The sequence below is a fragment of the Cellulosimicrobium sp. 72-3 genome (assembly GCF_013127315.1).
Classification (GTDB): Bacteria; Actinomycetota; Actinomycetes; order Actinomycetales; family Cellulomonadaceae; genus Cellulosimicrobium; species Cellulosimicrobium funkei.
In genome coordinates this window covers 1,218,993-1,243,935 of record NZ_CP053419.1, presented here as the reverse complement: position 1 = coordinate 1,243,935, position 24,943 = coordinate 1,218,993, and the positions used below count along the sequence as shown (strand labels likewise).

Annotated in this window: 24 protein-coding genes; 13 read left to right on the top strand and 11 right to left on the bottom strand. The window is 75.5% G+C overall.

Annotated elements, in window-relative coordinates; all coding sequences use genetic code 11:
- The first annotated feature begins 55 nt into the window (after positions 1-55).
- Positions 56-676: a helix-turn-helix transcriptional regulator gene (locus HKK73_RS05615; RefSeq protein ID WP_249355843.1), complete on the top strand. Its 621-nt coding sequence runs from the start codon at positions 56-58 to the stop codon at positions 674-676.
- Here the strand turns inward: HKK73_RS05615 and purN are convergent.
- A complete protein-coding gene (gene purN / locus HKK73_RS05610) occupies positions 673-1,314 on the bottom strand; it encodes a phosphoribosylglycinamide formyltransferase (RefSeq protein ID WP_043659503.1) in 642 nt (213 codons plus the stop codon). The two genes, HKK73_RS05615 and purN, sit on opposite strands and share 4 nt — an antisense overlap.
- A gap of 138 nt (positions 1,315-1,452) precedes the next feature.
- On the opposite strand from purN, the gene HKK73_RS19355 reads away from it, so the two are divergent.
- A complete protein-coding gene (locus HKK73_RS19355; RefSeq protein ID WP_061266880.1) occupies positions 1,453-2,064 on the top strand; it encodes a hypothetical protein in 612 nt (203 codons plus the stop codon).
- A gap of 52 nt (positions 2,065-2,116) precedes the next feature.
- The gene (locus HKK73_RS05600; RefSeq protein ID WP_171467597.1) at positions 2,117-2,710 is read left to right on the top strand and encodes a hypothetical protein; all 594 of its coding nucleotides are present in this window, start codon (positions 2,117-2,119) and stop codon (positions 2,708-2,710) included.
- Positions 2,711-2,775: 65 nt separating this feature from the next.
- Here HKK73_RS05600 and HKK73_RS05595 read toward each other — a convergent pair whose 3' ends face one another.
- The 3 genes from HKK73_RS05595 to sucC form a co-directional block, all read right to left on the bottom strand.
- Complete coding sequence (locus HKK73_RS05595; RefSeq protein WP_171467596.1) at positions 2,776-4,026, bottom strand: DUF6350 family protein; 1,251 nt, start codon at positions 4,024-4,026, stop codon at positions 2,776-2,778.
- A 166-nt stretch (positions 4,027-4,192) separates the two neighbouring features.
- Entirely contained in the window at positions 4,193-5,083 is an 891-nt protein-coding gene (gene sucD, locus HKK73_RS05590; RefSeq protein ID WP_171467595.1) for a succinate--CoA ligase subunit alpha, read from the bottom strand.
- Positions 5,084-5,120: 37 nt separating this feature from the next.
- Positions 5,121-6,290, bottom strand: a complete 1,170-nt coding sequence (gene sucC / locus HKK73_RS05585; RefSeq protein WP_021482339.1) for an ADP-forming succinate--CoA ligase subunit beta — start codon at positions 6,288-6,290, stop codon at positions 5,121-5,123.
- Positions 6,291-6,499: 209 nt separating this feature from the next.
- Here sucC and HKK73_RS05580 point away from each other — a divergent pair, with 209 nt between their 5' ends.
- The 3 genes from HKK73_RS05580 to HKK73_RS05570 all read left to right on the top strand — a co-directional run bounded on the left by HKK73_RS05580 (position 6,500) and on the right by HKK73_RS05570 (position 8,184).
- Entirely contained in the window at positions 6,500-6,721 is a 222-nt protein-coding gene (locus HKK73_RS05580; RefSeq protein ID WP_031316040.1) for a helix-turn-helix domain-containing protein, read from the top strand.
- 1 nt (position 6,722) lies between these two features.
- Positions 6,723-7,298 (top strand): Clp protease N-terminal domain-containing protein, encoded by a 576-nt coding sequence (locus HKK73_RS05575; RefSeq protein WP_171467594.1) that lies wholly within the window; start codon positions 6,723-6,725, stop codon positions 7,296-7,298.
- Between the two features lie 172 nt (positions 7,299-7,470).
- Entirely contained in the window at positions 7,471-8,184 is a 714-nt protein-coding gene (locus HKK73_RS05570) for a DUF6518 family protein (RefSeq protein ID WP_253705801.1), read from the top strand.
- A gap of 90 nt (positions 8,185-8,274) precedes the next feature.
- Here HKK73_RS05570 and pcrA read toward each other — a convergent pair whose 3' ends face one another.
- The 5 genes from pcrA to HKK73_RS05545 form a co-directional block, all read right to left on the bottom strand.
- Positions 8,275-11,028: a DNA helicase PcrA gene (gene pcrA, locus HKK73_RS05565; RefSeq protein WP_171467593.1), complete on the bottom strand. Its 2,754-nt coding sequence runs from the start codon at positions 11,026-11,028 to the stop codon at positions 8,275-8,277.
- 68 nt (positions 11,029-11,096) lie between these two features.
- Entirely contained in the window at positions 11,097-11,579 is a 483-nt protein-coding gene (locus HKK73_RS05560) for a DUF456 domain-containing protein (RefSeq protein ID WP_034653344.1), read from the bottom strand.
- Positions 11,580-11,606: 27 nt separating this feature from the next.
- Entirely contained in the window at positions 11,607-12,365 is a 759-nt protein-coding gene (locus HKK73_RS05555) for an alpha/beta fold hydrolase (protein WP_085388365.1), read from the bottom strand.
- The gene (locus HKK73_RS05550; RefSeq protein ID WP_034653349.1) at positions 12,362-12,922 is read right to left on the bottom strand and encodes a PadR family transcriptional regulator; all 561 of its coding nucleotides are present in this window, start codon (positions 12,920-12,922) and stop codon (positions 12,362-12,364) included. Before HKK73_RS05550 ends, HKK73_RS05555 begins: the two co-directional genes overlap by 4 nt.
- 100 nt (positions 12,923-13,022) lie before the next feature.
- On the bottom strand, positions 13,023-13,388 hold the full coding sequence (locus tag HKK73_RS05545; protein WP_034653351.1) for a hypothetical protein: 366 nt from the start codon (positions 13,386-13,388) through the stop codon (positions 13,023-13,025).
- A gap of 411 nt (positions 13,389-13,799) precedes the next feature.
- Between HKK73_RS05545 and HKK73_RS05540 the strand changes: the two genes are divergently transcribed.
- From HKK73_RS05540 to cobA, 5 genes are read left to right on the top strand one after another with little or no spacing between them, the layout of a single operon-like run.
- Entirely contained in the window at positions 13,800-15,569 is a 1,770-nt protein-coding gene (locus HKK73_RS05540) for a nitrite/sulfite reductase (protein ID WP_171467592.1), read from the top strand.
- On the top strand, positions 15,566-16,453 hold the full coding sequence (locus HKK73_RS05535) for a phosphoadenylyl-sulfate reductase (RefSeq protein ID WP_051028205.1): 888 nt from the start codon (positions 15,566-15,568) through the stop codon (positions 16,451-16,453). The genes HKK73_RS05540 and HKK73_RS05535 overlap by 4 nt, the downstream gene beginning before the upstream one ends.
- 8 nt (positions 16,454-16,461) lie before the next feature.
- Positions 16,462-17,457 carry a sulfate adenylyltransferase subunit CysD gene (cysD, locus tag HKK73_RS05530; protein WP_043655371.1) on the top strand — a complete coding sequence of 332 codons (996 nt, stop codon included), beginning with the start codon at positions 16,462-16,464 and terminating at the stop codon, positions 17,455-17,457.
- The gene (locus HKK73_RS05525; protein ID WP_081600048.1) at positions 17,457-18,845 is read left to right on the top strand and encodes a sulfate adenylyltransferase subunit 1; all 1,389 of its coding nucleotides are present in this window, start codon (positions 17,457-17,459) and stop codon (positions 18,843-18,845) included. The genes cysD and HKK73_RS05525 overlap by 1 nt, the downstream gene beginning before the upstream one ends.
- Positions 18,846-18,865: 20 nt before the next feature.
- A complete protein-coding gene (cobA, locus tag HKK73_RS05520) occupies positions 18,866-20,263 on the top strand; it encodes a uroporphyrinogen-III C-methyltransferase (RefSeq protein WP_171467591.1) in 1,398 nt (465 codons plus the stop codon).
- A gap of 17 nt (positions 20,264-20,280) precedes the next feature.
- Here cobA and HKK73_RS05515 read toward each other — a convergent pair whose 3' ends face one another.
- Both HKK73_RS05515 and HKK73_RS05510 read right to left on the bottom strand, forming a co-directional pair.
- Positions 20,281-20,979 (bottom strand): response regulator transcription factor, encoded by a 699-nt coding sequence (locus HKK73_RS05515; protein ID WP_021483838.1) that lies wholly within the window; start codon positions 20,977-20,979, stop codon positions 20,281-20,283.
- The gene (locus HKK73_RS05510; RefSeq protein WP_085388371.1) at positions 20,976-22,337 is read right to left on the bottom strand and encodes an ATP-binding protein; all 1,362 of its coding nucleotides are present in this window, start codon (positions 22,335-22,337) and stop codon (positions 20,976-20,978) included. The genes HKK73_RS05515 and HKK73_RS05510 overlap by 4 nt, the downstream gene beginning before the upstream one ends.
- Before the next feature lie 136 nt (positions 22,338-22,473).
- Here HKK73_RS05510 and HKK73_RS19350 point away from each other — a divergent pair, with 136 nt between their 5' ends.
- Both HKK73_RS19350 and HKK73_RS05500 read left to right on the top strand, forming a co-directional pair.
- Entirely contained in the window at positions 22,474-24,213 is a 1,740-nt protein-coding gene (locus HKK73_RS19350; RefSeq protein WP_171467590.1) for a PspC domain-containing protein, read from the top strand.
- Positions 24,213-24,815 (top strand): hypothetical protein, encoded by a 603-nt coding sequence (locus HKK73_RS05500; protein WP_171467589.1) that lies wholly within the window; start codon positions 24,213-24,215, stop codon positions 24,813-24,815. The genes HKK73_RS19350 and HKK73_RS05500 overlap by 1 nt, the downstream gene beginning before the upstream one ends.
- The last annotated feature ends 128 nt before the right edge of the window (positions 24,816-24,943 follow it).

Below are 24,943 nucleotides of genomic sequence, written 5' to 3'. Positions count from 1 at the left end.
CTTTGTGGTGAGCACTCCCCCGTGCGGACCACTCGGGCGTTGCTAGCCTCGGCCTGTGCTCGAGACCTTCCACGTCCAGGACCCCGCGGCGCTGCGCGCGATCGCGCACCCGCTGCGCCAGCGGATCCTCATGGAGCTCGCCGTCCTCGGGCACGCGCGCGCGGCGGACCTCGCCCGGGCCACCGGAGAGCCGGCCAACTCCGTGAGCTTCCACCTCCGCGTCCTCGCCCGGGCGGGCATGATCGTCGAGGCGCCCGAGCACGCCCGGGACCGCCGGGACCGCGTCTGGAAGAACGTCGCGGAGAGCTACGCGGTGGAGCCCGGGACGCCGGACGCGGTGCGCCACGTCGTCCGCCCGGCGCTCGCCTGGGCCGAGGAGACGTTCCGCCGCGGGAGCGCGATGGGCGCGCGCGAGGACCGGATCCTCGCACTGAGCACGCTCGTGCTCAGCCCCGAACAGGCGACGACGATGTCGCGCGAGCTCCAGGAGCTCGTCGAGCGCTGGAACACGCGCGCGCTCGACGAGGGGCGCGCGGACCCCGAGGCGCGCCGCGAGACCTACCAGGTCCTCGCGGTGCTCGCCCCGCGCGACCTGCCCCCGGCGGACGACGACGACCCCGCGCCCCCGCCGGGAGAGGACGCCTCCGGCCGACGAACCGAAGCGCCCGCCGACTAGCCCAGCACGACCCGGCGGCCGTCGACGCGCAAGCCCTCGCGCGCGACGCGCCCCACGGTCTCGACGAGCAGCGCCCGCTCGGCCACCTTGATGCGCTCGTGCAGCGACGACTCGTCGTCGCCGTCCTCGACCGGCACCGCGACCTGGGCGACGATCGGGCCGGTGTCGACGCCGTCGTCGACCACGTGGACCGTGCAGCCCGTGACGCGGACGCCGTAGGCGAGCGCGTCGCGCACGCCGTGCGCGCCGGGGAAGGACGGCAGGAGCGCGGGGTGGGTGTTGAGCGTGCGGCCCGCGAAGCGGCCCACGAACGCGGGGCCGAGGATGCGCATGAACCCGGCGAGGACCACGAGGTCGGGCCGGAACACGTCGACCGCCTGAGCGACGGCCTCGTTCCACGCGGCCCGGTCCGCGAAGTCGCCGGGGGCCACGACGACGGCGGCGACGCCCGCCTCGCGGGCGAGGTCCAGCCCGCCGGCGTCCGCCTTGTCGGAGACGACGCCCACGACGCGCGCACCGTACGCGACGTCGTCGTGCGCGGCGAGGAGCGCCGCGAGGTTGCTGCCCGCCCCCGACACCAGCACGACGACGCGGGCGGCGGAGGTGGACTCGACGGGGTGGCCGGACGGCGTCTGCACGGTGCTCCTGCGGGGTTTCGAGGGGTCGCGGGTCACGGAGCGCGACCGCGGCGGCGGGCCGGTGGGACACCCGTCGGGGCACGCAGCCTCCGATGGGAGAATGTACCGCGAGCCGCCCGACCGACCGAGGAGCTGCCCGTGGGCAACCCGTACGCACCGCCCCGTCCCGACGCGCCGCAGCAGCCTCGACCCGAGCCCGCGCAGCCGGAGGACGGAGCGCGTCCGGACGCGCCGGCGCCCGCACCGGGCCCCGCCCCCGCGCCGATCCCCCCGGCCCCCGCGCGCCCGGACCAGCAGGCCGGGCCGGGTCACCGGCGCCCCGCGCCGCCCGAGCCCGCGGAGCCCGACCCGGAGCTCGCCCGGCAGGCGACGCGACGCACCCTGCACTTCGGCCTGCTCCTGCTCGCCGTCATCGTCGTGAGCACCATGCCGTTCCCGTGGCAGGCCGTGAGCCTCGCGCTCGCGCTCGGCGCGATCGTCGTGGGCATCCGGGCGCTGCTGGCCGTCTGGCGGGCCCGCGTGCGCGGCGCGCTCGTCCCGGCCCTCGGGATCGGCGTCGGGCTCTCGGCCATGCTCGCGCTCCAGATGGTCTCGACGCTCGTCACGTGGGACGTCGCGCTCGCGCACCAGCAGTGCCTCGACGGCGCGATCACCGTCTCGGCCGAGAAGCGCTGCGACGTCGAGCGCACGCACGCGCTCGAGGAGAAGTTCGCCCGCTGGTTCCCGACCCCCGCCCCCGCGTCCTCCTGACGCGTCGAGGCTCCGTCACGGGTTCGTGACGTCGCACCCCTAGGGTGAGCGCGTGACCGCGCCGACGACGCCGCCCGAGGCTCCCCCGCCGCTCCCGCCCGTGCCGCGGGAAGGGCTGCGTCGCGCGGGGTCGCGCTGGTGGTGGCTCGCCGTCCCCGTCGCGGTCGTCGCCCTGGTGGCGGGCGTCGTCGCGGTGGTCGTGCCGTTCGCGGCGCACGACGCGCCCGAGCTCGTCGAGGACGACCGGGTCCTGACCGTGGCGGCAGATCCCTGCGCGCGCGTCCAGGAGGCCGGCGCGACGCTCGCCGCAGCGACGTCTCCCGAGGGACGCGCCGCCGCCGCGTTCGACGTCGCCCAGGCTGCCCGTGCGCTCGCCGCCGCCGTCGGCGCGCTGCCCGCGGACGTCCTCGACGCCGACCGGCCGGCACGGTCCTGGGCCGAGGACTGGTCGGCCCTCGCGGACGGGCTCGAGGCCTGGGCGGCGAGCACCGCGGCCGGCGAGGACGCCCCGTTCGAGCTCCCGCTCACCGAGGACGGCTGGTCGGCGGTGACGAGGATGGACCTCGCCGCGTCTCCCGGGTGCGCGGTCCCGGCGTCCGTCGTCGGGCTCGACGCGACCCCGCCGCGCACCCCGCCCGCGAGCTGACCGCCGCAGAGGCCGCCGTCCGGCCGGACCCGGCCCCGGCCGACCCGCCGTGTCGCCTCCGTGGGTCAGCCGGCGTCGCCGTGCCGCCGACCCAGGACCTCGAGCCGGGACCACAGGACGGCGAGCGCGGCGCCGCCGCCGATCTCGGCCGCGGCGAGCGCGCCGACGACGAGCGCGTCCGCGCCCACGACCTCGAGCCGGCCGGGGCCCACCGCTCCCCCCGCGAGCCAGCTCACGAGCCCGACGAGCAGGCCGGACGCGAGCGCGACGCCGGCGAGCGCGAGGACGACGGCGGACCAGGGGACGACGTCGTCCGGGTGGGTGCCCGTCACGTCGCGCAGGCGCCGCCAGACGAACACGCCCGCGACGACGCCGAGCGCGACGACGCCGGCCGGCACCCAGGGCGTGAGGGCGTTGGTCCAGTCGTCGCCGGGCAGCGCCCCGAGGAGCGGGATCGCGGGCAGCGCACCCGGCTCCGACCCGGCGGGCGCGAACGTGCTCCCCTCGCCCACGGCGAACCCGGGGCCGACGAGCCACGCCCCGGCCCACGCTACGAGGTTGGGCAGCACGGCGAGCTGGCCGAGCGCGAGGACGATCCCCCCGACGGTCCCTGGCACGAGCCCGGCGACGATGTCGCCCGACGTCGCGCGGCCCGCGACGAGCCACGCGCCGACGACCACGGCGGACGCCCCGGCGAGCAGGCTCGTGCCGAGCAGACCGCCCCGCAGCCCGAGCCGCACCGTCGGCGGCACGACCCGGTCGAGGCGCCCGGCGAGGTCGGCGACGAACGGCGCGTCCGGGCGCGCGAGGATCCCGCCGCCGAGCCCGAGCCCTCCGACGACCGCTCCCCCGACGACGGCGATGCCCAGCCCCCAGGGCGGCGTCGAGCCGGCGAGCAGCGCGACGCCGAGCGTCGCGAGCGCGTACGTGACGGTGCCGGCCACCCAGGCGGAGGTCGCGGTGTGCGCCGAGCGGCGTGCCGACGCGAAGCAGCAGAAGAGCGCGAGGGCGGTGAGACCGAGCGGGACGAGCGTGACCGTCGTGCCGCTCGCGACGAGCGGGACGCCGTGGCCGAGGAGCCAGAAGCCCGCCGCGACGGTGACCGACTGTCCCCAGCCCGTCCCCTCGGACACCCCGGTCGAGGACGCCAGGAACGCGACGACGCCCGGGAGCACGACGACGGCGAGCGACAGGGTGAGCGCCTGGAGCGCGGCGAGCACGCCGGACGGTGCACGGCGCACCCCGACGGGTGCGGGTGCCGGGCTGCCTTCCACGGTGCGCGTGCGCGCACCGCGAGTCGTGCTGGTGGTGCTCATGGTGCCCATCGTCGTCGATCGAGAGGTCGGTTCGGGGCATTCGCCCCGGCGCGCCAGACTACCGGCGCCACCGGCCCCGGGGACGACGACGCCCCGCGACCGGCGGACCGGTCGCGGGGCGTCGTACGGCGTGGCAGCGGGCCGTGCGGCCCGACGGAGCCAGGGGTCAGGCGAGGACCTCGCGCAGGAGCGCGGCGGTCTCGGACGGCGTCTTGCCGACCTTGACGCCGACGGCCTCCAGGGCCTCCTTCTTCGCCTGGGCGGTGCCCGCGGAGCCGGAGACGATGGCGCCGGCGTGGCCCATCGTCTTGCCCTCGGGTGCGGTGAAGCCCGCGACGTAGCCGACGACCGGCTTCGTCACGTGCTCCTTGATGTACGCCGCGGCGCGCTCCTCGGCGTCGCCGCCGATCTCGCCGATCATGACGATCGCCTTGGTCTCGGGGTCGTTCTCGAACGCCTCGAGCGCGTCGATGTGCGTGGTGCCGACGATCGGGTCGCCGCCGATACCGATGGCGGTCGAGAAGCCGAGGTCCTTGAGCTCGTACATCATCTGGTAGGTCAGCGTGCCCGACTTCGACACGAGACCGACCGGGCCCTTGCCCGTGATGGTGTGCGGGGTGATGCCGGCGAGCGACTCGCCCGGCGTGATGATGCCGGGGCAGTTCGGGCCGATCATGCGCGTGCCCTTGCCCTGCAGGTAGGCCCAGACCTCGGCCGTGTCCTGGACGGGCACGCCCTCGGTGATGACGACGATGAGCGGCATCTCGGCGTCGATCGCCTCGATCGCGGCGTCCTTGGTGAACGCCGGCGGGACGAACAGGACGGACACGTTCGCGCCCGTCTCGGCCATCGCCTCGGCGACGGTGCCGAACACCGGCAGCGTGACGTCGTTGCCCTCGTGGTCCTTGTGCGTGACGGTCGTGCCGGCCTTGCGGGCGTTGACGCCGCCGACGATCTGCGCGCCCGAGTCGAGCATGAGGGCGGTGTGCTTGGCACCCATCCCGCCGGTGATGCCCTGGACGATGATCTTGCAGTCGGAGTTCAGGTAGATCGACATGGTGTTCTCTGTCTCAGCTTTCCGCGTCTACGGGCGATCAGGCGTTGGCCAGCTCGGCCGCCTTGGCGGCACCGCCGTCCATGGTCTCGGCGAGGGTCACGAGCGGGTGGTTCGCCTCGCGCAGGATCGCGCGGCCGAGCTCCACGTTGTTGCCGTCGAGGCGCACGACGAGCGGCTTGGTCGCCTCGTCGCCGAGGATCTCGAGCGCGCCCACGATGCCCTTCGCGACCTCGTCGCACGCGGTGATGCCACCGAAGACGTTGACGAAGACCGACTTGACCTGCGGGTCGTTGAGGATCACGTCGAGACCGTTCGCCATGACCTGCGCGTTCGCGCCGCCGCCGATGTCGAGGAAGTTGGCCGGCTTGACGCCGCCGTGCTCCTCGCCCGCGTACGCGACGACGTCGAGCGTGCTCATGACGAGCCCGGCACCGTTGCCGATGATGCCGACCTCGCCGTCGAGCTTGACGTAGTTGAGGCCGTTCTCCTTGGCCTTGGCCTCGAGCGGGTCGGTCGACTCCTTGTCCTCCAGCGCCTCGTGGTCCGGGTGACGGACCTCCGACGCGTTGTCGTCCAGCGTGACCTTCCCGTCGAGCGCGATGATCGAGCCGTCCTCCGTGCGGACGAGCGGGTTCACCTCGACGAGCGTCGCGTCCTCGGCCGTGAACACGGTCCACAGCGAGCGGATGACGTCGGCGACCGGCGCCTTGAGCTCCTCGGCGAAGCCCGCGGCGTCGACGATCTCGCGCGCCTTCGCCTCGTCGATGCCCACGATCGGGTCGACGGCGACCTTGGCGAGCGCCTCGGGGCGCTCGACGGCGAGCTGCTCGATCTCCATGCCGCCCTCGACGGAGCACATGGCGAGGTAGTTGCGGTTCGAGCGGTCCAGCAGCACCGAGAAGTAGAACTCCTCGGCGATCTTGGCACCCTGCGCCACCATCACGCGGTGGACGGTGTGGCCCTTGATGTCCATGCCGAGGATCTCGGACGCCTTCTCGGCGGCCTCCTCGGGCGAGTGGGCGAGCTTCACGCCGCCGGCCTTGCCGCGGCCGCCGGTCTTCACCTGGGCCTTGACGACCACGGTGCCCCCGCCGAGCTTCTCGGCTCCCGCGCGGGCCTCCTCGGGCGTCGTCGCGACGACCCCGCCCAGCACGGGCACGCCGTGCTTCTCGAAGATGTCACGCGCCTGGTATTCGAACAGGTCCACCCTGCTGCGTCCTTCCGTCTGATGCGCCGTGTGCGGCATGACCGATGTCTCGACATCAAGACATCCCCGTACAGGGTAGCCCCCGCTCCGGGGCGCGCCTATCCGGGGCCGCTGCGGCGGCTCGCGGACCGGTGTTCCCTTCGTCACCCCGTACGGCGGGCGTCAACCACTGTTGACATCACGGCGAGCGTCAACCTAGATTGACACGCATGGAACCCGTCGACATGGACGCCGCGAGCAGCACCGACCCGGACGTCGGGCTGCGGGCCGTGCGGTCGCTGCGCGTGCTGGCCGAGCGCCTCGAGGCGCTCCAGGTCGAGCACGCCCGGTCGCTCGGCTGGTCCTGGCAGGAGATCGCCGACCGGCTCGGCGTCACGCGTCAGGCCGTGCACAAGAAGTACGGCGCGTCCCGCACCACGAGGAGGTCGTGACATGTTCGAACGCTTCGCCGCCGACGCCCGGGAGACCGTGGTCGGCGCCCAGGAGGTCGCGCGGGAGCGCGGCGACGACACCATCGACGGGGTGCACCTGCTCCTGTCGCTCGCCCGGCAGGAGGGCGGCGCCGGGGCGGCCGCGCTCGGCGCGGTCGGCGTGAGTCCGGCCGACCTCGAGCGCGAGGTCGACGCGGCCGGCGGGCTCGACCCGCTCGACGGCCCCGCGCTCGCGGCGCTCGGGATCGACCTGGACCAGGTCCGGGCCCGCACGGACGCCGCGTTCGGCCCTGGCGCGCTCGACCGGGCAGCGGACGACGCGCGGGGCCGCGGGCGCCGCCGAGGCCGCGCGCACATCCCGTTCACCCCCGATGCGAAGAAGGTGCTCGAGCTCTCGCTCCGCGAGGCCGTGCACGACGCTTCGCGCGTGATCGACTCGGGCCACGTCCTCGCGGCCGTCGCGCGCAGCACGGGCTCGACGGCGCACCGGGCGCTCACCGGCGCGCTCACGGCCGCCGGGTCGGACGACGCCGGCCTGCGCGTCGCGCTCTCGACCCGGCACCGCGCGGCGTCCTGACCGGCACGCCGCGCCGCACGTCGCGGTCGGGCCAGGGGCGGGCGAGCGGCCGACGGCAGCGTCACGGCAGGCTCCTCGGGCGCGGTCGTCCTGCCACGGGAGGACCGGGCGCGCGCCCGTGCCCGACGACGGGCTGACGCCCCGCGGCGCCCGGCGCACCTACCGTCGGGGTGTGCCCGACCAGACTGCGCTCCCCCACCGCTCGGACTCCCGCTCCGACGCCTCCGCCCTCCGCACGCGCTCCACGCCGGGCCGCCACGCCGGCGCCCCGGTGCCCGGTGGACAGCCCTGGGCGCGGGGCGCCGTCGTGCTCGCCGCGAGCTTCCTGCTCGGCGGCCTCACGTCCTTCGCCCAGGGCTTCCTGCCCGACGCCGCGGCCCCCTTCGCGAACTCGGCGAGCGGCTGGACCCTGCTCACCGCGCTCCTCGTCGCCTGGGCCGCGCGCGACGCGCGGACGCGGACCTGGCACGCCGCCGTGCTGGGCGCGGCGAGCTTCGTGCTGCTCACCCTCGGGTACACGGTCGCCGCCGACCTGCGCGGGTTCTTCTACGACCCGACGCTGTTCGGGGTGGTCGGCCTCGTCGTCGGCCCGTTCGTCGGGGTCGCGGCGGCGTGGCTGTGGCGCGCGGGCGTGCGCGCGGCTCTCGGCACGGCGGTGCTCGCGGGCATCGGCCTCGGCGAGTCGGTGTACGGGCTCACCACGGTCGTCGAGACGACGGGTGCCACGTACTGGGTGGTGATCGGGCTCGCGTCGCTCGTCCTGCTCGCCGCGATGCTGACCCGTCGCCTGCGCGGCCCCGTCCCGGTGGCCGTCGCCGCAGGGGGCACCGCCGTCGTCGCCACGGCGTTCGTCCTCGCCTACCGCGCGCTCGGCACGATCGGCTGACGCGGCGGACGTCCCGCGCGCACGCAGAGCGCTCGACCGGCCGGTCGAGCGCCCTGCGTGTCGGCGCGTGGTGCGTCGGAGCGTGGTGCGTCAGAGCTTGGTGACGGGCGAGTACCGCAGCAGCAGCCGCTTGGTGCCGTCCGCTCCGAAGTCGATCTTCGCGACGGCGTTCGGCCCCGCGCCCTCGAGCGAGACGACCGTCCCGAGCCCGTACGCGTCGTGCGTGACCTTGTCGCCGACGGCGAGGTTCGGCACGTCCCCGTCGGCCCGCGGCGTCGCCGAACCGAACTTCGCCCCGCCGGAAGGCGAGCCGAACGCGGCGCGGGCAGGGGCCGACGACGACGGGTCGTGGCGGGTCTGGCGGGAGCGGCCCGAGGAACGAGGGCCGCGGATGGTAGACCCGTCGTCGTCGGCGCCTGTCCGCGCCCCCGACCCGAATCCGGAACGCGAACCGGACCACGAGCCCGACCCGCGGCCCCAGACGGACCCGCCCGCGCGCAGCGTCGCCATCGACGACTCCCGCCGCCGCCAGTCCCACAGCTCCTCGGGGATCTCCTCGAGGAACCGGCTCGGCGGGAACTCGTTCGCCATGCCCCACGCGGAGCGCACCGCGGACCGCGACACGTAGAGCCGCTCGCGCGCGCGCGTGATGCCCACGTAGGCGAGGCGGCGCTCCTCGGCGAGCTCGGCGTCGTCGTGCAGGGACCGCATGTGCGGGAACGTGCCGTCCTCCATGCCGGTGAGGAAGACGACGGGGAACTCGAGGCCCTTCGCGGTGTGCAGGGTCATGAGCGTGACGACGCCCGGGTCCTCCTTCTCCTCGCCCTCGCCCTCCTCGTCGGCGCCGTCGTCCGCGGGGATCTGGTCGGCGTCGGCGACGAGCGAGACGCGCTCGAGGAAGTCGGACAGCGTGCCCTCGGGGTCGAGCTCGCTGAACTCCGTCGCGACGGCGTGCAGCTCGGCGAGGTTCTCGACGCGCGTCGCGTCCTGCGGGTCGTCGCTCGCGCGCAGCTCGGCGAGGTAGCCCGTGCGGTCGAGGACGGCGCCGAGGATCTCGGACGGGCTCGCGCCGGAGTCCGCGAGCTCGCGCAGCCCCGTCATGAGCTCCGCGAAGGCGCGCAGCGGGTTGAGCGTGCGGTTCGTCAGGCCGGGGATCTCGTCGATGCGGGCGAGCGCCGCGCCGAACGAGATGCGCTCGCGGTCCGCGAGCGCCGCGACGGCGCCCTCGGCGCGGTCGCCGAGACCGCGCTTGGGCACGTTGAGGACGCGGCGCAGGTTGACGTCGTCGTCGAGGTTGTCGATCGCGCGCAGGTACGCCACGGCGTCCTTGACCTCGCGCCGCTCGTAGAAGCGCGTGCCCCCGACGACCTTGTACGGCAGGCCGACGCGGATGAGCACCTCCTCCAGCGCCCGGGACTGCGCGTTCGTGCGGTAGAAGACCGCGACGTCGCCGGGGCGCACGCCCTCGGTGTCGCCGAGGCGGTCGATCTCCTCCGCGACGAACCGCGCCTCCTCGTGCTCGTTGTCCGCGACGTAGCCGATGACCTTCGCGCCCGCGCCGGAGTCCGTCCACAGGCGCTTGGGCTTGCGGTCGGGGTTGCGCGAGATGACGGCGTTGGCGGCCGAGAGGATGTTCTGGGTCGAGCGGTAGTTCTGCTCGAGCAGGATGGTCCGGGCGTCCGGGTAGTCGGCCTCGAACTCGAGGATGTTGCGGATCGTCGCGCCGCGGAACGCGTAGATCGACTGGTCGGCGTCGCCGACGACCGTGAGCTCGGCCGGGTCGAGCGCCGGGACCTGCGCCTCGCCCGTGCCGCTCGTCGCCGGGTCGGTCGCCGCGGAGTCCTCCCCCACGCCCGCGAGCTCGCGCACGAGCACGTACTGCGCGTGGTTGGTGTCCTGGTACTCGTCGACGAGCACGTGGCGGAACCGGCGGCGGTAGTGCTCGGCGACCGCGGGGAACGCCTGGAGCAGGTTCACCGTGGTCATGATGATGTCGTCGAAGTCGAGCGCGCTGGCCGCGACGAGACGGGCCTGGTAGCGCGTGTAGACGTCGGCGAGCACCTGGTCGAACTCGGGCACGTTCGCGCCGTGCTGGCCGGCCCGCGCCGCGAGGCCGTCGTCCGTCGCGTGGGCGCCGGAGTCTCGCGCGTAGGTCTCGGGGTCGATGAGCTCGTTCTTGAGGTCCGAGATCTTGTTGGCGAGCGACCGGGCCGGGTACTTCTTCGGGTCCAGGTCGAGCTCGCGCGTGACGAGGGTGATGAGCCGCTGGGAGTCCGCGGCGTCGTAGATCGAGAAGCTCGACCGCAGGCCGAGCGTCTTCGCCTCGCGCCGCAGGATGCGCACGCACGCCGAGTGGAACGTGGAGACCCACATGTTCCGCGCCGACGGCCCGACGAGCGCCTCGACGCGCTCGCGCATCTCGGCCGCGGCCTTGTTGGTGAACGTGATCGCGAGGATCTGGCCCGCGCGCGCCCGGCCCGTGGCGAGCAGGTGCGCGATGCGGTGCGTCAGCACGCGCGTCTTGCCCGACCCGGCGCCCGCGACGATGAGCAGCGGCCCGCCCGCGTGCACGACGGCCTCGCGCTGCTGCGGGTTGAGCCCGTCGAGCAGCGCGTCGGGGTCGAGGTGGGCGTACCGGCCGCGGCGCTCGCCCGACGGCGCACCGCCGGTCGTCCCCGGCGCGCCGTCCGCAGCGGGCGACCCCGCGCCGTCGGGCACGGCCGGGTCGTCGGTCCAGCGCGGGGCGGTCCGCGGGAGGCGGGACTCGCCGCCGTGGTCGACGCGCGGGCCGTCGAACAGCGTGTCGAGGCCGGGCAGCGGGAGGTTCTCGAAGAGCGAAGCCATAGCCCCTCCAGCCTAGGCGCCCGCGCCCACACCCGGCACCGCCCGGCCGCCGCGTCCACCGGCAGGCGTCAGGTGAACGTGAGCCCGATGCCCCACGTCGCGGCGGCGAGCAGCCCGCCGAGGAGCTGGACGAGGATCGTGATGCCGGTCGCCTGCATCGCGGCGACCGTCGCGCGCCAGGCGGCGCGCCGGTCGCGACGGCGCACGAGCTCGGCGAGGAACACGGCGAGCACGAACCCGATGAAGAGCCCGACCACCGGGATGACGAAGAACCCGACGACGCCCGCGATGCCGCCCCACACGAGCGTCGACCACGGGACGTCCGCCCGGCGCATATGCCGACCCGCGAGCACGTACTGGGAGACCTCGGCGGCGACGACGAGCACGGCCGCGACCGCGAAGACGACCCAGGCGGCCGTGCCGCCCGTGACGATCGCCCACACGAGGATCGCCCCGAGCACGAGCACGTTCCCGGGCAGGATCTGCACGACGATCCCGATCAGCCCGACCAGGATCGCCAGCCCGACGAGGACCTCTCCACCGACGCTCACGGGGGAAACCCTCGCACGTCCGGCGCGCTACGCACGCCCCGCGGGCGGGACCAGCCGGGGGTGCGCGACGCCGTCGACCACCCACGAGCGGATCATCGCGCTGAACAGGTCGGGGTCCTCCGCGCTCCACTGGTGGTGCATGCCGGGCGCCAGGCGGACGACGGCGTCCGGCACCCGGCGGGCGATCGTCGCGAGCGCGGAGCGCGCGGCGCGCACGTCGCGCGAGCCCGCGACGGCGAGGACGCGCGCGCCCGACGCCTCGAGGCCCGTCGGCCAGCAGCCGCCGTAGACGTCGCGCAGCGTGCGGGCCATGTTGTCGCGGCGGATCGCGAGGCCGGACCGGACGAAGAGGTCGCGCGCGTCGGCAGGGAGGCGGAAGGCTCGCGCCTGCGCCTCCCAGTACCAGCGCCGGTCCCACACCCTGAGCTGCGCGCGCCCGACGGCGCCGGCGAGCCCGGGCACGCCGTCGACCGCCGCGCCGGACGCGAGGACGGAGCGCACGAGCCCGGGGTGCCGTGCCGCGACCCGGAGGGCGACGATCCCGCCGTACGACAGCCCGACGAGGTGCACGGCCCGGTCCGCGGGCAGCGCAGCGACGAGGGCAGCCACGTCGTCGGCGGTGGCGTCGAGCGACACGACGTCCTCGGCCGCGCGGGACCCGAAGCCGGGCAGGTCCGGCGTCCGGACGTCGAGGTCGGCGAGGTGCTCGACCTGCGGCTCCCACATCCACGACGCGACGTTGCCGCCGTGCAGCAGGACGACGGTGACGGCGTCCGGCGCGCTCACGCGAGCACCTCGCGCTCGGTCTCGTCGAGCCAGGCGAGCTCGGTCCGGGCGTGCGCGAGGCCGTGGCGGAGCGTGGCGAGGCGCAGCGCGAGCCCGCGAGTGCCGCGGACGCGGTCGGCGTCGGGACCGCCGTCGGCGAGGACGGCGGCGACGCGCTCCTGCTCGGCGGTGAGCGCCGCGACCGCCTCCTCCGCCTGCGCGCGGCGGGACGCGAGGAGCTCCCGGACGCCTGCGTCGTCGAGCTGGTCGGCGAAGAACAACCGCCCGAGGAAGGGCTCGCGCGCGTCCTCCGGCTCGAGCGGCGCGGCGAGCCAGTCGCGGAGCGCCGCGCGGCCCGCGGCGGTGATCGTGTGGACCTTGCGGTCGGGGTAGCTCTCCTGCGGCACGACCTCCACCTCGGCGAGGCCCGCGTCGACGAGGGCCGCGAGCGTGCGGTAGAGCTGCGAGCGGTCCGCAGCCCAGAAATGGTGCACGGAGGTGTCGAACGCGCGCTTGAGGTCGTAGCCGGTCATGGGCCGGACCGTGAGGAGCCCGAGCACGAGGTATCGAAGGACCATGCGACTAGTGGACCATGCACCTAGATCCCGGTCAACGCTTCCCGAGACGACGACGGCCCGCCGACGCGGAGCGTCGACGGGCCCGGTGCCGGTGGTGCGGTCAGTTCCAGAACACGGCGACGAGGATGTTGACGAGGGTCAGCCCGCCGATGGCGTGCTTGAGGCCCGGCGCCACGGCGCCGTCGGAGGACTTGGCCCCCTGGCGCTTGGCGACGAACGCGAGGACGGCGATGACGAGGGCAATGACCAGCTTGACGCCGATCTTGGCCATGTCCGGGCCACCGTCGCCCCAGACCGAGGCCTCACCGATCCCGACCATGGCGATCCCCGCGACGAGCGCGGTGAGCGCCCCGTGGAAGACGCCCTTGTACAGGCCCGGCGAGCGCAGGGACGCGAGGTAGCCACCGAGCACGATGGCCCACCCGATGAAGTGCAGCGCGACGAAGACGTTGTAGAGGAACTCCATGGGCCCATGGTATTTGCTGACGACCCTGTCGTGAAACTTTGCACAAGGTGAGATGCGCCCGGTGATCCACGACGCTCGACAAAGCAGACTGAATCGGTCTACTATTTCCGGTTTCCCACCATGCGGACCGGGGCTGTCCACGCGTCCGGACCGCGGCTACTGTTCTCGGCATGACCACGGCTGCCCGCACCCTCCTCGTGACCTCCGGTCACGGGACGCCGGCGTGCGCGCACACGTGTCTGAGCTGTTGTCGCTGAACCGCGCCCGACTCAGCGCGAGCCATCGCTCGCCTCTCTTCCCGAGAACCCCTGAGAACCGGCGCGCGCCGTCGGTCCTCAGCCACTCGCAGCACCCTCGCTGAGCGCTCGCCGTCGCGCGTCCCCGCCCCCCACGAGGACACGAGGAACCCCGATGACGCAGGCACCGACTGCGCCCGAGGCCACGGACGGCAGCACTCCTCCCGCCCGTCCGCCGCGCACCGCCGAGCGCCCGGCCCGGACGCCGGGAGACCGCCCCGCGCGCGCCGCACGACCGAACGGGCAGTGGAAGGTCGACGGCACCGAGCCGCTCAACGCGAACGAGAAGTGGAAGCAGGAGGACGGCGGCCTGTCCGTCCGCGAGCGCATCGAGACGATCTACGCGCGCGACGGCTTCGACTCCATCCCCGGCGACGACCTCCACGGACGCTTCCGCTGGTGGGGCCTGTACACGCAGCGCAAGCCCGGGATCGACGGCGGCCGGACCGCGACGCTCGAGCCGCACGAGCTCGAGGACCGGTACTTCATGCTCCGGGTCCGCATCGACGGCGGGGCGCTCACGACCGAGCAGCTCCGCGTCGTCGCGGGCATCTCGACGGAGTTCGCCCGCGACAGCGCGGACATCACCGACCGCCAGAACATCCAGCTCCACTGGGTCGAGGTCGAGGACGTCCCCGAGATCTGGCGCCGCCTGGAGTCCGTCGCGCTGCAGACGACCGAGGCGTGCGGCGACGTCCCGCGCGTCGTGCTCGGCAGCCCGGTCGCGGGCATCGCCGCCGACGAGCTCATCGACATCGGCCCGGCCGTCGCAGGGATCACCGAGAAGTACATCGGCGTCCCCGAGCTCGCGAACCTGCCGCGCAAGTTCAAGACGGCGCTCACCGGCCACCCGAGCCAGGACGTCGTCCACGAGATCAACGACGTCGCGTTCGTCGCGCACCGCCACCCCGAGCTGGGCGTCGGGTTCGACCTGTGGGTCGGCGGCGGGCTGTCCGCGAACCCGCGTCTCGGGGAGCGCCTGGGGGCGTTCGTCACCGAGGAGCAGGTGCCCGACGTGTGGCACGGCGTCGTGCAGATCTTCCGCGACTACGGCTACCGCCGGCTGCGCAACAAGGCACGCCTGAAGTTCCTGCTCGCCGACTGGGGTCCGGAGAGGTTCCGCGAGGTCCTCGAGACCGAGTACCTCGGGTACGCGCTGCCCGACGGCCCCCCGGCGCCCAAGCCGTCCGTCCCCGGCGACCACGTGGGCGTGCACAAGCAGAAGGACGGGCTCAACTACGTCGGGGCCGCGCCGTACGTCGGACGCGTGTCCGGCACGATCCTCGCGAACGTCGCCGACCTCGCGGAGTCGGTCGGGTCGCACCGCGTGCGCCTCACCCCGCACCAGAAGCTCCTCGTCCTCGACGTGCCGGACGAGCACGTCGAGCACGTCGTGTCGACGCTCAAGGAGAACGGCCTCGACGCCCGGCCGAGCCCGTTCCGGCGCAGCACGATCGCGTGCACCGGCATCGAGTACTGCAAGCTCGCGATCGTCGACACGAAGGACACCGCGACCGCGACGATCGACGAGCTCGAGCAGCGGCTCGGGGACCTGTCCCAGATGAAGCCGCTCTCCCTGCACGTCAACGGCTGCCCCAACTCGTGCGCGCGCATCCAGACGGCGGACATCGGCCTCAAGGGCCAGCTCGTCATGGACGACGACGGCCAGCAGGTCCCCGGCTTCCAGGTCCACCTGGGCGGCGGGCTGGCCTCCGACGACCGCGAGGTCGCGGGCATGGGCCGGACCGTCCGCGGGCTGAAGGTGACCGCGGACGACCTCACCGACTACGTCGAGCGCGTCGTCCGGCGCTACGAGAGCGACAAGGACGGCTCCGAGACGTTCGCCGAGTGGGCGCACCGCGCGGACGAGGAGGCGCTCCGATGACCGCGGACCTGACCGGAGTGCCCGGTGCTCCTGCGGGCACCGACCCGCTCGCGGCGCTGCGCGCCGCAGCGCGGGCCCGGACGGAGCAGCGCGAGAGCGCGAAGGCCGCGCACCACGCGGAGCGTGCGCGGCAGGCCGCGCAGGGCCGGGAGAAGCGCTCGACCGACGAGCTGCGCGAGATCGCGCGGCGCGGCGCCGAGCTGCTGCACGGCGTGGGCACGCCCGGCGTCGAGGGCGCCACGCGCCCGGAGGCGACCGCCGACGAGGTCGTCGCCTGGGCGGCGCGCGAGTTCGGGACGTCCGTCGCGGTCGCGTGCTCCATGGCCGACGCGGTGCTCCCCCACGTCGTCGCGGCGCAGATCCCCTGGGTCGACGTGCTCTTCCTCGACACGGGCTACCACTTCGCCGAGACCGTCGGGACGCGCGACGCCGTCGAGCAGCAGCTGGACGTGACGATCGTCGACGTCAGGCCCGAGCTCACGGTCGCCCAGCAGGACGCGGCGCACGGCAAGGACCTGTTCGGTCGCGACCCGGCGCTGTGCTGCCAGCTGCGCAAGGTCGAGCCGCTGCACCGCACGCTCGCGGGCTACGAGGTGTGGGTCACGGGCGTGCGCCGCGACGAGGCGCCGACGCGGACCGGCACGCCGCTCGTCACGTTCGACGAGAAGAACGGGCTCGTGAAGATCAACCCGCTCGCGGCGTGGTCCTTCGACGACCTGCTCGCGTACGCGGCGCGGCACCAGGTGGTGCTCAACCCCCTGCTCCACGACGGCTACCCGTCGATCGGCTGCCAGCCGTGCACCCGGCGCGTCGCGCCGGGCGAGGACCCGAGGGCCGGCCGCTGGGCGGGGCTCGACAAGACAGAGTGCGGACTCCACGTATGAGGACGGGCATGACGACCATCGACCTGACGACCGACGCGCCGGGCTCCCCCGGCGCCTCCGCCGCCGCGGGCACGACCCCCGCCGCGGCGCTTCCCGGCGGGCGCCGCCTCGCCCAGCTCGACGCGCTCGAGAGCGAGGGCATCCACATCGTGCGGGAGGTCGTCGCCGAGTTCGAGCGACCGGTCCTGCTGTTCAGCGGCGGCAAGGACTCCGTGGTGATGCTGCACCTCGCGGTCAAGGCGTTCGCGCCCGGCCCGGTGCCGTTCCCCGTGCTGCACGTCGACACCGGGCACAACTTCCCCGAGGTCCTGGCCTACCGCGACGCCACGGCCGAGCGCCTCGGCCTGCGGCTCGAGGTGGCCCGCGTGCAGGACTACATCGACGACGGCCGGCTGCGCGAGCGCGCCGACGGCACGCGCAACCCGCTCCAGACGCAGCCGCTCCTCGACGCCATCTCGGGGCACCGGTTCGACGCCGTGTTCGGCGGGGGTCGTCGCGACGAGGAGAAGGCGCGCGCCAAGGAGCGCGTGTTCTCCCTGCGCGACGAGTTCGGCCAGTGGGACCCGCGCAACCAGCGCCCGGAGCTGTGGAACCTCTACAACGGGCGGCACCGCCCGGGCGAGCACGTCCGCGTGTTCCCGCTGTCGAACTGGACCGAGCTCGACGTGTGGCGCTACATCGCGCGCGAGCGCATCGAGCTCCCCGGGCTCTACTACGCGCACGAGCGCGAGGTGTTCGACCGCGACGGGATGCTCCTCGCCGTCGGGCCGTACTCCGCGCCCCGCACGGACGCCGAGACCGCGTCGCTGCGGACGGAGACCGTGCGCTACCGGACGGTCGGCGACATGTCGTGCACCGGCGCCGTGCGCTCGGACGCGGCGGGCGTCGACGACGTCATCGCCGAGGTCGCCGCGACGCGCATCACCGAGCGTGGCGCGACCCGCGCCGACGACCGCCTCTCCGAGGCCGCCATGGAGGACCGCAAGAAGGAGGGGTACTTCTGATGGGCACCCAGACCACCACCGGCACCGTCACCGCCGACGCGGCGCCCCCGCTCGACGACGCGCGCCGCGGCACGCTCCTGCGCCTCGCGACCGCGGGCTCCGTCGACGACGGCAAGTCCACGCTCGTGGGCCGCCTGCTGTTCGACTCGAAGTCCGTGCTCGCCGACCAGCTCGACGCGGTCGAGCGCGTCTCGCGCGACCGCGGGCTGGAGACCGCCGACCTCGCGCTGCTCACCGACGGCCTGCGGGCCGAGCGCGAGCAGGGCATCACGATCGACGTCGCGTACCGGTACTTCGCGACCGCGCGCCGGTCGTTCATCCTCGCCGACTGCCCCGGGCACGTGCAGTACACGCGCAACACCGTGACGGGGGCGTCGACGGCGGACGTCGTCGTGCTGCTCATCGACGCGCGCAAGGGTCTGCTGGAGCAGACGCGCCGCCACCTCGCGGTCGCGAGCCTGCTGCGCGTGCCGCACGTCGTCGTCGCGGTGAACAAGATCGACCTCGTCGACTACAGCGAGGCGCGCTACGAGGAGCTCGCGGCGGACATCCGCGCGGCCGCGACGTCGCTCGGCGTCGGCGACGTGCACACGATCCCCGTCTCGGCGCTCGTCGGCGACAACGTCGTGGACCGGGCGAGCGCGCGCACGCCCTGGTACGACGGCCCGAGCCTGCTCGAGCTGCTCGAGGAGCTCCCGACCGGCGACGACCCGGAGGCCGAGGCGTTCCGCTTCCCCGTCCAGGTCGTCATCCGCCCGCAGGCCGCGGCGGACGAGCGCTACCGCGACTACCGCGGGTACGCCGGGCAGGTCGCGTCGGGCGTCGTGACGGTCGGCGACGAGGTCGTGGTGCTGCCGTCCGGGCGTCGCACGACGGTCGTCGGGATCGACACCGCCGACTCCCTCGCGAGCGGCGCGGAGCTCACCGAGGCGTTCGCCCCGCAGTCGGTGACGATCCGCCTCGCCGACGACGTGGACGTCGCGCGCGGCGACCTCCTCGCGTCCGCGGCCGAGGCCCCCGACGTCACGCAGGACGTCGAGGGCACGGTCGCGTGGCTGGGCGACCGTCCGCTCCTGCCCGGCGCGCGCGTGCTGCTCAAGCACACGACCCGCACCGTGCAGGCCGTGGTGCGCGACGTCGTCGGGCGCCTCGACCTGGACACGGCCGAGCTCGAGCCCGCCGAGCGCCTGGAGCTCAACGACATCGGCCGCGTGACGCTGCGGCTCGCGTCGCCCGTCGCGGCGGAGGAGTACGTCGTGGCGCGCCGCACGGGCGCGTTCCTGCTCGTCGACGCTCAGGACGGCGGCACGCTCGCCGCCGGCATGGTCGGCGACGCGCTCGCCGCCGCCCGCCGCCCGGCGGAACGCCCCGGCTCCTACGCGATCTAGACGACACCTAGGCTGGCACCGTGACCGCACCCATCCACGAGACGTACCCCCTCGGCCTGCGTCTCGACGGCCGCCGCGTCGTCGTCGTCGGCGGCGGCCCCGTCGCCGCACGCCGCACGCGGGGCCTCCTCGACGCGGGCGCGGTCGTGACCGTCGTCGCGCCGTACGTGTGCGAGGACCTCGCCGAGCTGCTCGCGGCCCACGGCCCGGGGACAGCCGGTCACGCGGCGCACGCCCCGGCGGCCGTCCCGGCGCGGGACGCCCGGCTCTCCTGGGTGCGGCGCGACTACCTCACGGGCGACCTCGACGGCGCGTGGCTCGTCCACACCGCGACGGGCGACGCCCGCGTCGACGCCGAGGTCGCGGCCGACGCCGAGGCGGACCGCGTCTTCTGCGTCACCGCGGGCGACGCCGAGCGCGCGACCGCGTGGGTCCCGGCCGTCGCGCGCACGCTCGTGCCGGGCGCCGCGCCCGGGGCCAGGGAGGCCGAGGTCACGGTGGCCGTCAACGCCGGTCGCGACCCGCGGCGCGCCCAGCGCGTGCGCGACGCCGTCGCGGTGCTCCTCGAGACGGGCGAGCTGCCGCTGCGGGCGGTGCGGCCGGCCCGCGCCGTCGTCGCGGGGTCCGGCGACGCCGGCCACGAGGCCGCTGCCGCGGGGGCCGTCACGGCCCCGCTCGTGCGGCCCGTGGGCTCCGTCGCCCTCGTCGGCGGGGGGCCGGGCGACGAGGGCCTGATCTCCGTGCGCGGGCGCCGGGTGCTCGCGGAGGCCGACGTCGTCGTGGTCGACCGGCTCGCGCCGCGCGCGCTGCTCGCCGAGCTCGGCGACGACGTCGTGGTGGTGGACGTCGGCAAGACGTCGGGCAACCACCCCGTGCCGCAGGACGAGATCAACGGGATCCTCGTGCACCACGCGCTCGTGGGGAAGCGGGTCGTCCGGCTCAAGGGCGGCGACCCGTACGTGTTCGGGCGGGGTGGCGAGGAGCTCGACGCGTGCCGCGCCCACGGCGTCCCGGTGGAGGTCGTGCCCGGCGTGACGAGCGCCGTCTCCGTGCCCGCCGCCGCGGGCATCCCGGTGACGCACCGGGGCCTGTCGCGCGGGTTCACCGTGCTCACGGGGCACGAGGACGTCGGGAAGGTCCCCGCCGCGAGCGACCACACGGTCGTCCTGCTCATGGGTGTCTCGCGTCTCGCGGAGACGGCCGCGGCGCTCGTCGCGCAGGGCCGCTCGCCCGAGACGCCGGTCGCGGTCGTCGAGGACGGCTACGGCCCGCGCCAGCGGACGACGGTCGGGACGCTCGCGACCATCGCCGAGCGGGCGCGCGAGGCCGGCGTCCGGCCCCCGGCCGTGACCGTCGTCGGCGACGTGGTGACCCTCTCCCCCGCCTGGCCGCCCCGCACCCCGCCCGCCCCGCGCTGAGCGCGGGGGGCGGGGGCTCAGAGGAGGCGGCGCTGGGCCGCCCAGCGGGTGAGCTCGTGACGGGACGACAGCTGGAGCTTGCGCAGGACCGCGGAGACGTGGGTCTCGACGGTCTTGATCGAGATGAACAGCTCCGACGCGACCTCGCGGTACGTGTACCCGCGCGCGATGAGGCGCATGACCTCCTGCTCGCGCGCGGAGAGCCGGTCGAGCTCGTCGTCGTGCACGGCGACGTCGCCCGCGCCCGTGCCGAACGCGTCGAGCACGAAGCCCGCGAGCCGCGGCGAGAACACCGCGTCGCCGCCCGCGACCTGCCCGACGGCGGCCGACAGGTCGGGCCCCGAGATCGCCTTCGTCACGTACCCGCGCGCGCCGGCGCGGATGACCGCGACGACGTCCTCCGCGGCGTCCGACACGGACAGCGCGAGGAACCGCACGTCGCCCAGCACGTCGGCGCAGCGCTGGATGACCTCCGCGCCCCCGCCGCCGTTCCCGCCGGGCAGGTGCACGTCGAGCAGCACGACCGGGGGCCGCAACTCGTGCACGCGCGCGACCGCCGACCCCACGTCGTCCGCCTCGCCCACGACCGTGACGAGCGCCGGGTCGAGGCTTGCGCGCACACCGGCCCGGAACATGTGGTGGTCGTCGACGAGCACCACGGGCACCGGCCCGGTGGCGGGTGCGCCGTCGGGCGTCGCGCTGGGGATGGTCGTCACGGGGTCTCCTCGCTCGGTGCGGTCCGCGCCGGGCCGGGGTCCGTCGGCACGTCCGTCGACACGGCCCGCGGCACGCGCAACCGTACCTCGGTGCCCCACCCCGGCCGGCTGATGATCTCGGCCTTGCCCCCGCGGCGCTGCACGCGCCCGAGGATCGACTCGCGCACCCCGAACCGGTCGGGGGCGACGTCGTCCATGTCGAAGCCCTCGCCCCGGTCGCGGACGAACACCTCGACCGCGGCGTCGCTCACCTCGAGGTAGACGGAGTACGGCGGCCCGCCGTGCGCGACGGCGTTGACGAGCGCCTCGCGTGTCGCCTGGAGGAGCGCCGCCGTCTCCTGCGTCGGGGTGCAGTCCCCCACCACGACGACGTCCACGACGACCGGCCCCGGCTCGGGCGCACCGGGCGCCGCGCCGATCGGCTCGGCGCGGCGGCCCACGCGCCCGTCCTCGACCTCCGCGACGAGCGCGCGCAGCTCGGCGGCGAGCGACGTCCCCGGCGAGGGGCGGTCGTCGTAGAGCCACTCGCGCAGCTCGCGCTCCTGGGCGCGCGCGAGGCGCGCGACCGTGTCGGCGTCGGAGGACCGGGCGCGGATGAGGGCGAGCGTCTGGAGCACGGAGTCGTGCAGGTGCGCAGCGATGTCGGCCCGCTCGGCCTCGCGCGCCCGGGCGGCGCGCTCGTCGCCGAGCTCGCGCATCAGCCGCAGCCACCACGGGGCGAGGACGATCGCGACGCCCGCGAGCACCGCGACCGCGGCCACGGCGGCCCGGACGACCTGGGTGGGCCGCGCGTCCTGCCCCACGAGCAGCACGATGCCGACGAGCACGAGCACGACGCCGCCCGCGATGCGCACGACCCCGGCGGGCGTGCGCCCGCCCGCCCGCGTGAGCAGCCGGCCCCGCTCGACGGCGTCGAGCTGGCTCCACGCGAGCGCCGCGCCCGCGAGCGCGATGAGCACCGGGATCACCCAGGAGACCTCGACGTCGACACCCGTGCGCAGAGCCACGAGCAGCGCCGCGCCGCCCAGCAGGACGACGCCGATCGCGACGTCGCGCACGGGCAGGCGCCGCACGCTCCCCTGGAGACGCGGCGCGAGCCGGGACAGGGAGGCGGGGCGCTGCTCGTCGCGCGCGGCCAGCGGGTCGCCGGTCGGCACGGTGAGCCACCAGAACACGTACAGCGCGACGCCCGCGCCGCCCGCGAGCGCGAGGAGCGCCATGACGAGGCGCACGACCCCGACGCCGACGCCGAGGTGCGCCGCGAGGCCCGCGCACACGCCACCGACCCACCGGCCGCGCTCGGGGCGGCGCAGCGGCAGGTCGCGCGGTCGGGCGCCGGGCCGGGCTGCTGTCGTCACCCCCCGATCGTCACACGGCGCGGACGCCCCGAGCGCCCCCGGGCGGGGAAACCAGGGTCGGGCCCCGGGCGGTTCAGGGTCGGGTCAGGGTGGCACCCGATACCGGCGGCGCGCCCCGCGCACCAGCATGGTGGTCATGAGCACTCCCGACCTCCCCGGACCCGGCGCCCAGCCCGGGAGCTCCGGCGGCGACACCGAGACGCCCGGCGCGCAGCCGGGCACCGTCCCCCCGGGGCCGAGCGGCCCCGACCACGGCGGCGGACCGGGCTGGGCCGGCCCCGCCGGCCCGCCCCCGGGCGCACCGGGCGAGGCACCCCGGCGTCCGAGCGGCACCGACGGCTTCTTCGACGCGGTGCGCCGCGTCGGCATCTACCGCTCGGACGACCGCTGGATCGGCGGCGTCGCGTCCGGCGTGGCGGAGCGGTTCGGGATCGACCCGCTGGTCGTGCGCGGCCTGCTGTTCGTGACGTTCTTCCTCTCCGGCGCCGGGCTCGTCCTGTACGGCGCGGCGTGGGCGCTGCTGCCCGAGCGTCGCGACGGACGCATCCACCTCCAGGAGGCGTTCCGCGGCAACGTCGACGTCGCGTTGCTCGGCGCCGCGGCGTTCGTCGTGGTCGGGTTCTCGTGGGGCGGCGGATGGTGGTCGTGGTGGGACGCGCTCCACCTGGGCTGGCTGACCGGCCTGTTCTGGGTCGCGGCCTTCGTCACCGTCGCGGTCGTCGCGGTCTCGGCGCTCACGCAGCGCGGCCCCCGCGGTGGCCAGGGCACGCCTCCGCAGGCTCCGCCGTGGCCGGGCGGTCCGGGCCACGGCCCGGGGGGTCCGGGTCACGGCCCGGGTGCCGGTCCGGCGCAGGGCCCGCACGCCCCGGGTTACGGCCCGACGGCGACCCCCGGCGCCCCCGCGGGCGGCGCACCCTCGGACGCTCCGTGGGGCAGCCCCGGCCCGACGTACCCGGGCGGCCCGGCGTACCCGGGCGGCCCGGCGACGTCCGGCACCCCCGGCGGGTCGCCCGCGGGCGGCGCGCCGACGGGGACGCAGGACGACGCGGTCTGGTCCGCGGAGGCGAGCCCGTACGCGGCCGCCGCGCCCGGCGTGACCGCGCCCCTCCCCCCGCACGCGCCGTACGCCCCGTCTCCGCAGGGCGCACCGCAGCCGCCGCTCCCGCCGCAGCCCGCGCGGGCCCCGCGCCCGCCGAAGCCCCCGCGCCCGCGCGGCCCGGGCGCGACGACGACCGGCATCGTCGTCGGGCTGAGCCTCCTGCTGGGGGCGCTGCTCCTCGTGGTCGACCGCCAGGGCGAGCTGCCCTGGCCGGTGTTCCTGACCTGGGCGGGCCTCAGCGGGATCCTCGCGGGCCTCGCCATCGTGGTGAGCGGGCTCCGCGGGCGGACGAGCGGCGGCCTCGGCTGGCTCGCGGTGGTCCTGCTCGTCGTCGCGCTCCCCGCCTCGGCGTGGCGCACGACCCCGTTCACCGTGTTCGTCGACGACTCCGTGCGGACCGTCACCGACGGCACGCACCGCATCACCGACCCCGACGTCGCCGAGCAGGGGTTCGGCGTGTCGTTCGGCGACCCGCGCATCGACCTGTCCGACCTGGACCTGTCGGACGCGACCACCGGCTCGCCCGTCGAGGTCCCCGTCCGGCTCGGCGCGGGCGACGCGACGGTCGTCGTGCCGGACGGTGTCCCCGTCCGCGCCGAGGTGCAGGTGCTCGCGGGCAACGCGCGCTGGCACGTCGACGGCGACCGGCAGGAGATCGGCGGGGTCAGCACGCAGCCGGTGACGTTCGACAACGACGAGGTCCAGGCGGGCGACGACCCGCTGCTCGTGCTGCAGGTCGAAGTCGGCGCCGGCCAGGTCACGATCGAGGAGGACTGATGAACGACGAGAACCACCGCGACGACAAGACGCGGCCGCTCGGGGACGAGCTGTTCGACCCCGCCCGCACGGAGCACCCGGCGTCCGCGGCGGACCCGACGGTCCCGCTCCCGGCCGTGTCGTCCGCGGCCGACAGCCGTGCGACGACCCCGCTCCCGGCCGCGACGCCGCTCGCCGACGTCGGGGCCACCACGCCGCTGCCCACCGCGCCGTCGGTCGACCCGCTGTCGGTCGACGGACCGTCGGTCGACGCGCGGTCCGGGGGCGCCCCGTCTGCCGGTGCACCGCCCGTCGGTGCGCCGCCCCTCGGGGCGTCGTCCCACGGCGCGCCCCCGACGACGTCGGGCGCCGGCCCGTCGTCGGCGGCCGGGCAGACCGGTCCCGGCGGGACCGTGGACCCCGGCCCGCTCCCGCGGCGCGGCCCGCGCGTCGCCACGATCGTGTGGGGCTTCGTCATCGTCGCCTTCGCCGTCGTGGTGCTGGCGGCCGCGCTCGGCGCCCGCGTCGACCTCGGGCTCGCGACGATCGTCGTGCTCGCCGCGGCGGGCGTCACGCTCGTCGTCGGGTCGATCGTCTCCGGGGCACGACGCCGCCGGGGCTGAGCCGCACCGGGACCTCCGGACGCGCCGAGGGCCGTGGCACGTCGTGCCACGGCCCTCGGTGTGCCCGAGCGACGCCGCCCCGCACGCTCTCCCCGGTGCGACCCGGTGGGAGCGGGTCCTCGGCGCCC

Excerpts from the sequence above, each read along its gene's own strand:
- HKK73_RS05595 (WP_171467596.1), bottom strand. The coding sequence starts at position 4,026 with ATGAGCACCACCAGCACGACTCGCGGTGCGCGCACGCGCACCGTGGAA.
- sucD (WP_171467595.1), bottom strand. The coding sequence starts at position 5,083 with ATGTCGATCTACCTGAACTCCGACTGCAAGATCATCGTCCAGGGCATC.
- HKK73_RS05580 (WP_031316040.1), top strand. The coding sequence starts at position 6,500 with ATGGAACCCGTCGACATGGACGCCGCGAGCAGCACCGACCCGGACGTC.
- HKK73_RS05575 (WP_171467594.1), top strand. The coding sequence starts at position 6,723 with ATGTTCGAACGCTTCGCCGCCGACGCCCGGGAGACCGTGGTCGGCGCC.
- pcrA (WP_171467593.1), bottom strand. The coding sequence starts at position 11,028 with ATGGCTTCGCTCTTCGAGAACCTCCCGCTGCCCGGCCTCGACACGCTG.
- HKK73_RS05550 (WP_034653349.1), bottom strand. The coding sequence starts at position 12,922 with ATGGTCCTTCGATACCTCGTGCTCGGGCTCCTCACGGTCCGGCCCATG.
- HKK73_RS05545 (WP_034653351.1), bottom strand. The coding sequence starts at position 13,388 with ATGGAGTTCCTCTACAACGTCTTCGTCGCGCTGCACTTCATCGGGTGG.
- HKK73_RS05540 (WP_171467592.1), top strand. The coding sequence starts at position 13,800 with ATGACGCAGGCACCGACTGCGCCCGAGGCCACGGACGGCAGCACTCCT.
- HKK73_RS05535 (WP_051028205.1), top strand. The coding sequence starts at position 15,566 with ATGACCGCGGACCTGACCGGAGTGCCCGGTGCTCCTGCGGGCACCGAC.
- cysD (WP_043655371.1), top strand. The coding sequence starts at position 16,462 with ATGACGACCATCGACCTGACGACCGACGCGCCGGGCTCCCCCGGCGCC.
- HKK73_RS05525 (WP_081600048.1), top strand. The coding sequence starts at position 17,457 with ATGGGCACCCAGACCACCACCGGCACCGTCACCGCCGACGCGGCGCCC.
- HKK73_RS19350 (WP_171467590.1), top strand. The coding sequence starts at position 22,474 with ATGAGCACTCCCGACCTCCCCGGACCCGGCGCCCAGCCCGGGAGCTCC.
- HKK73_RS05500 (WP_171467589.1), top strand. The coding sequence starts at position 24,213 with ATGAACGACGAGAACCACCGCGACGACAAGACGCGGCCGCTCGGGGAC.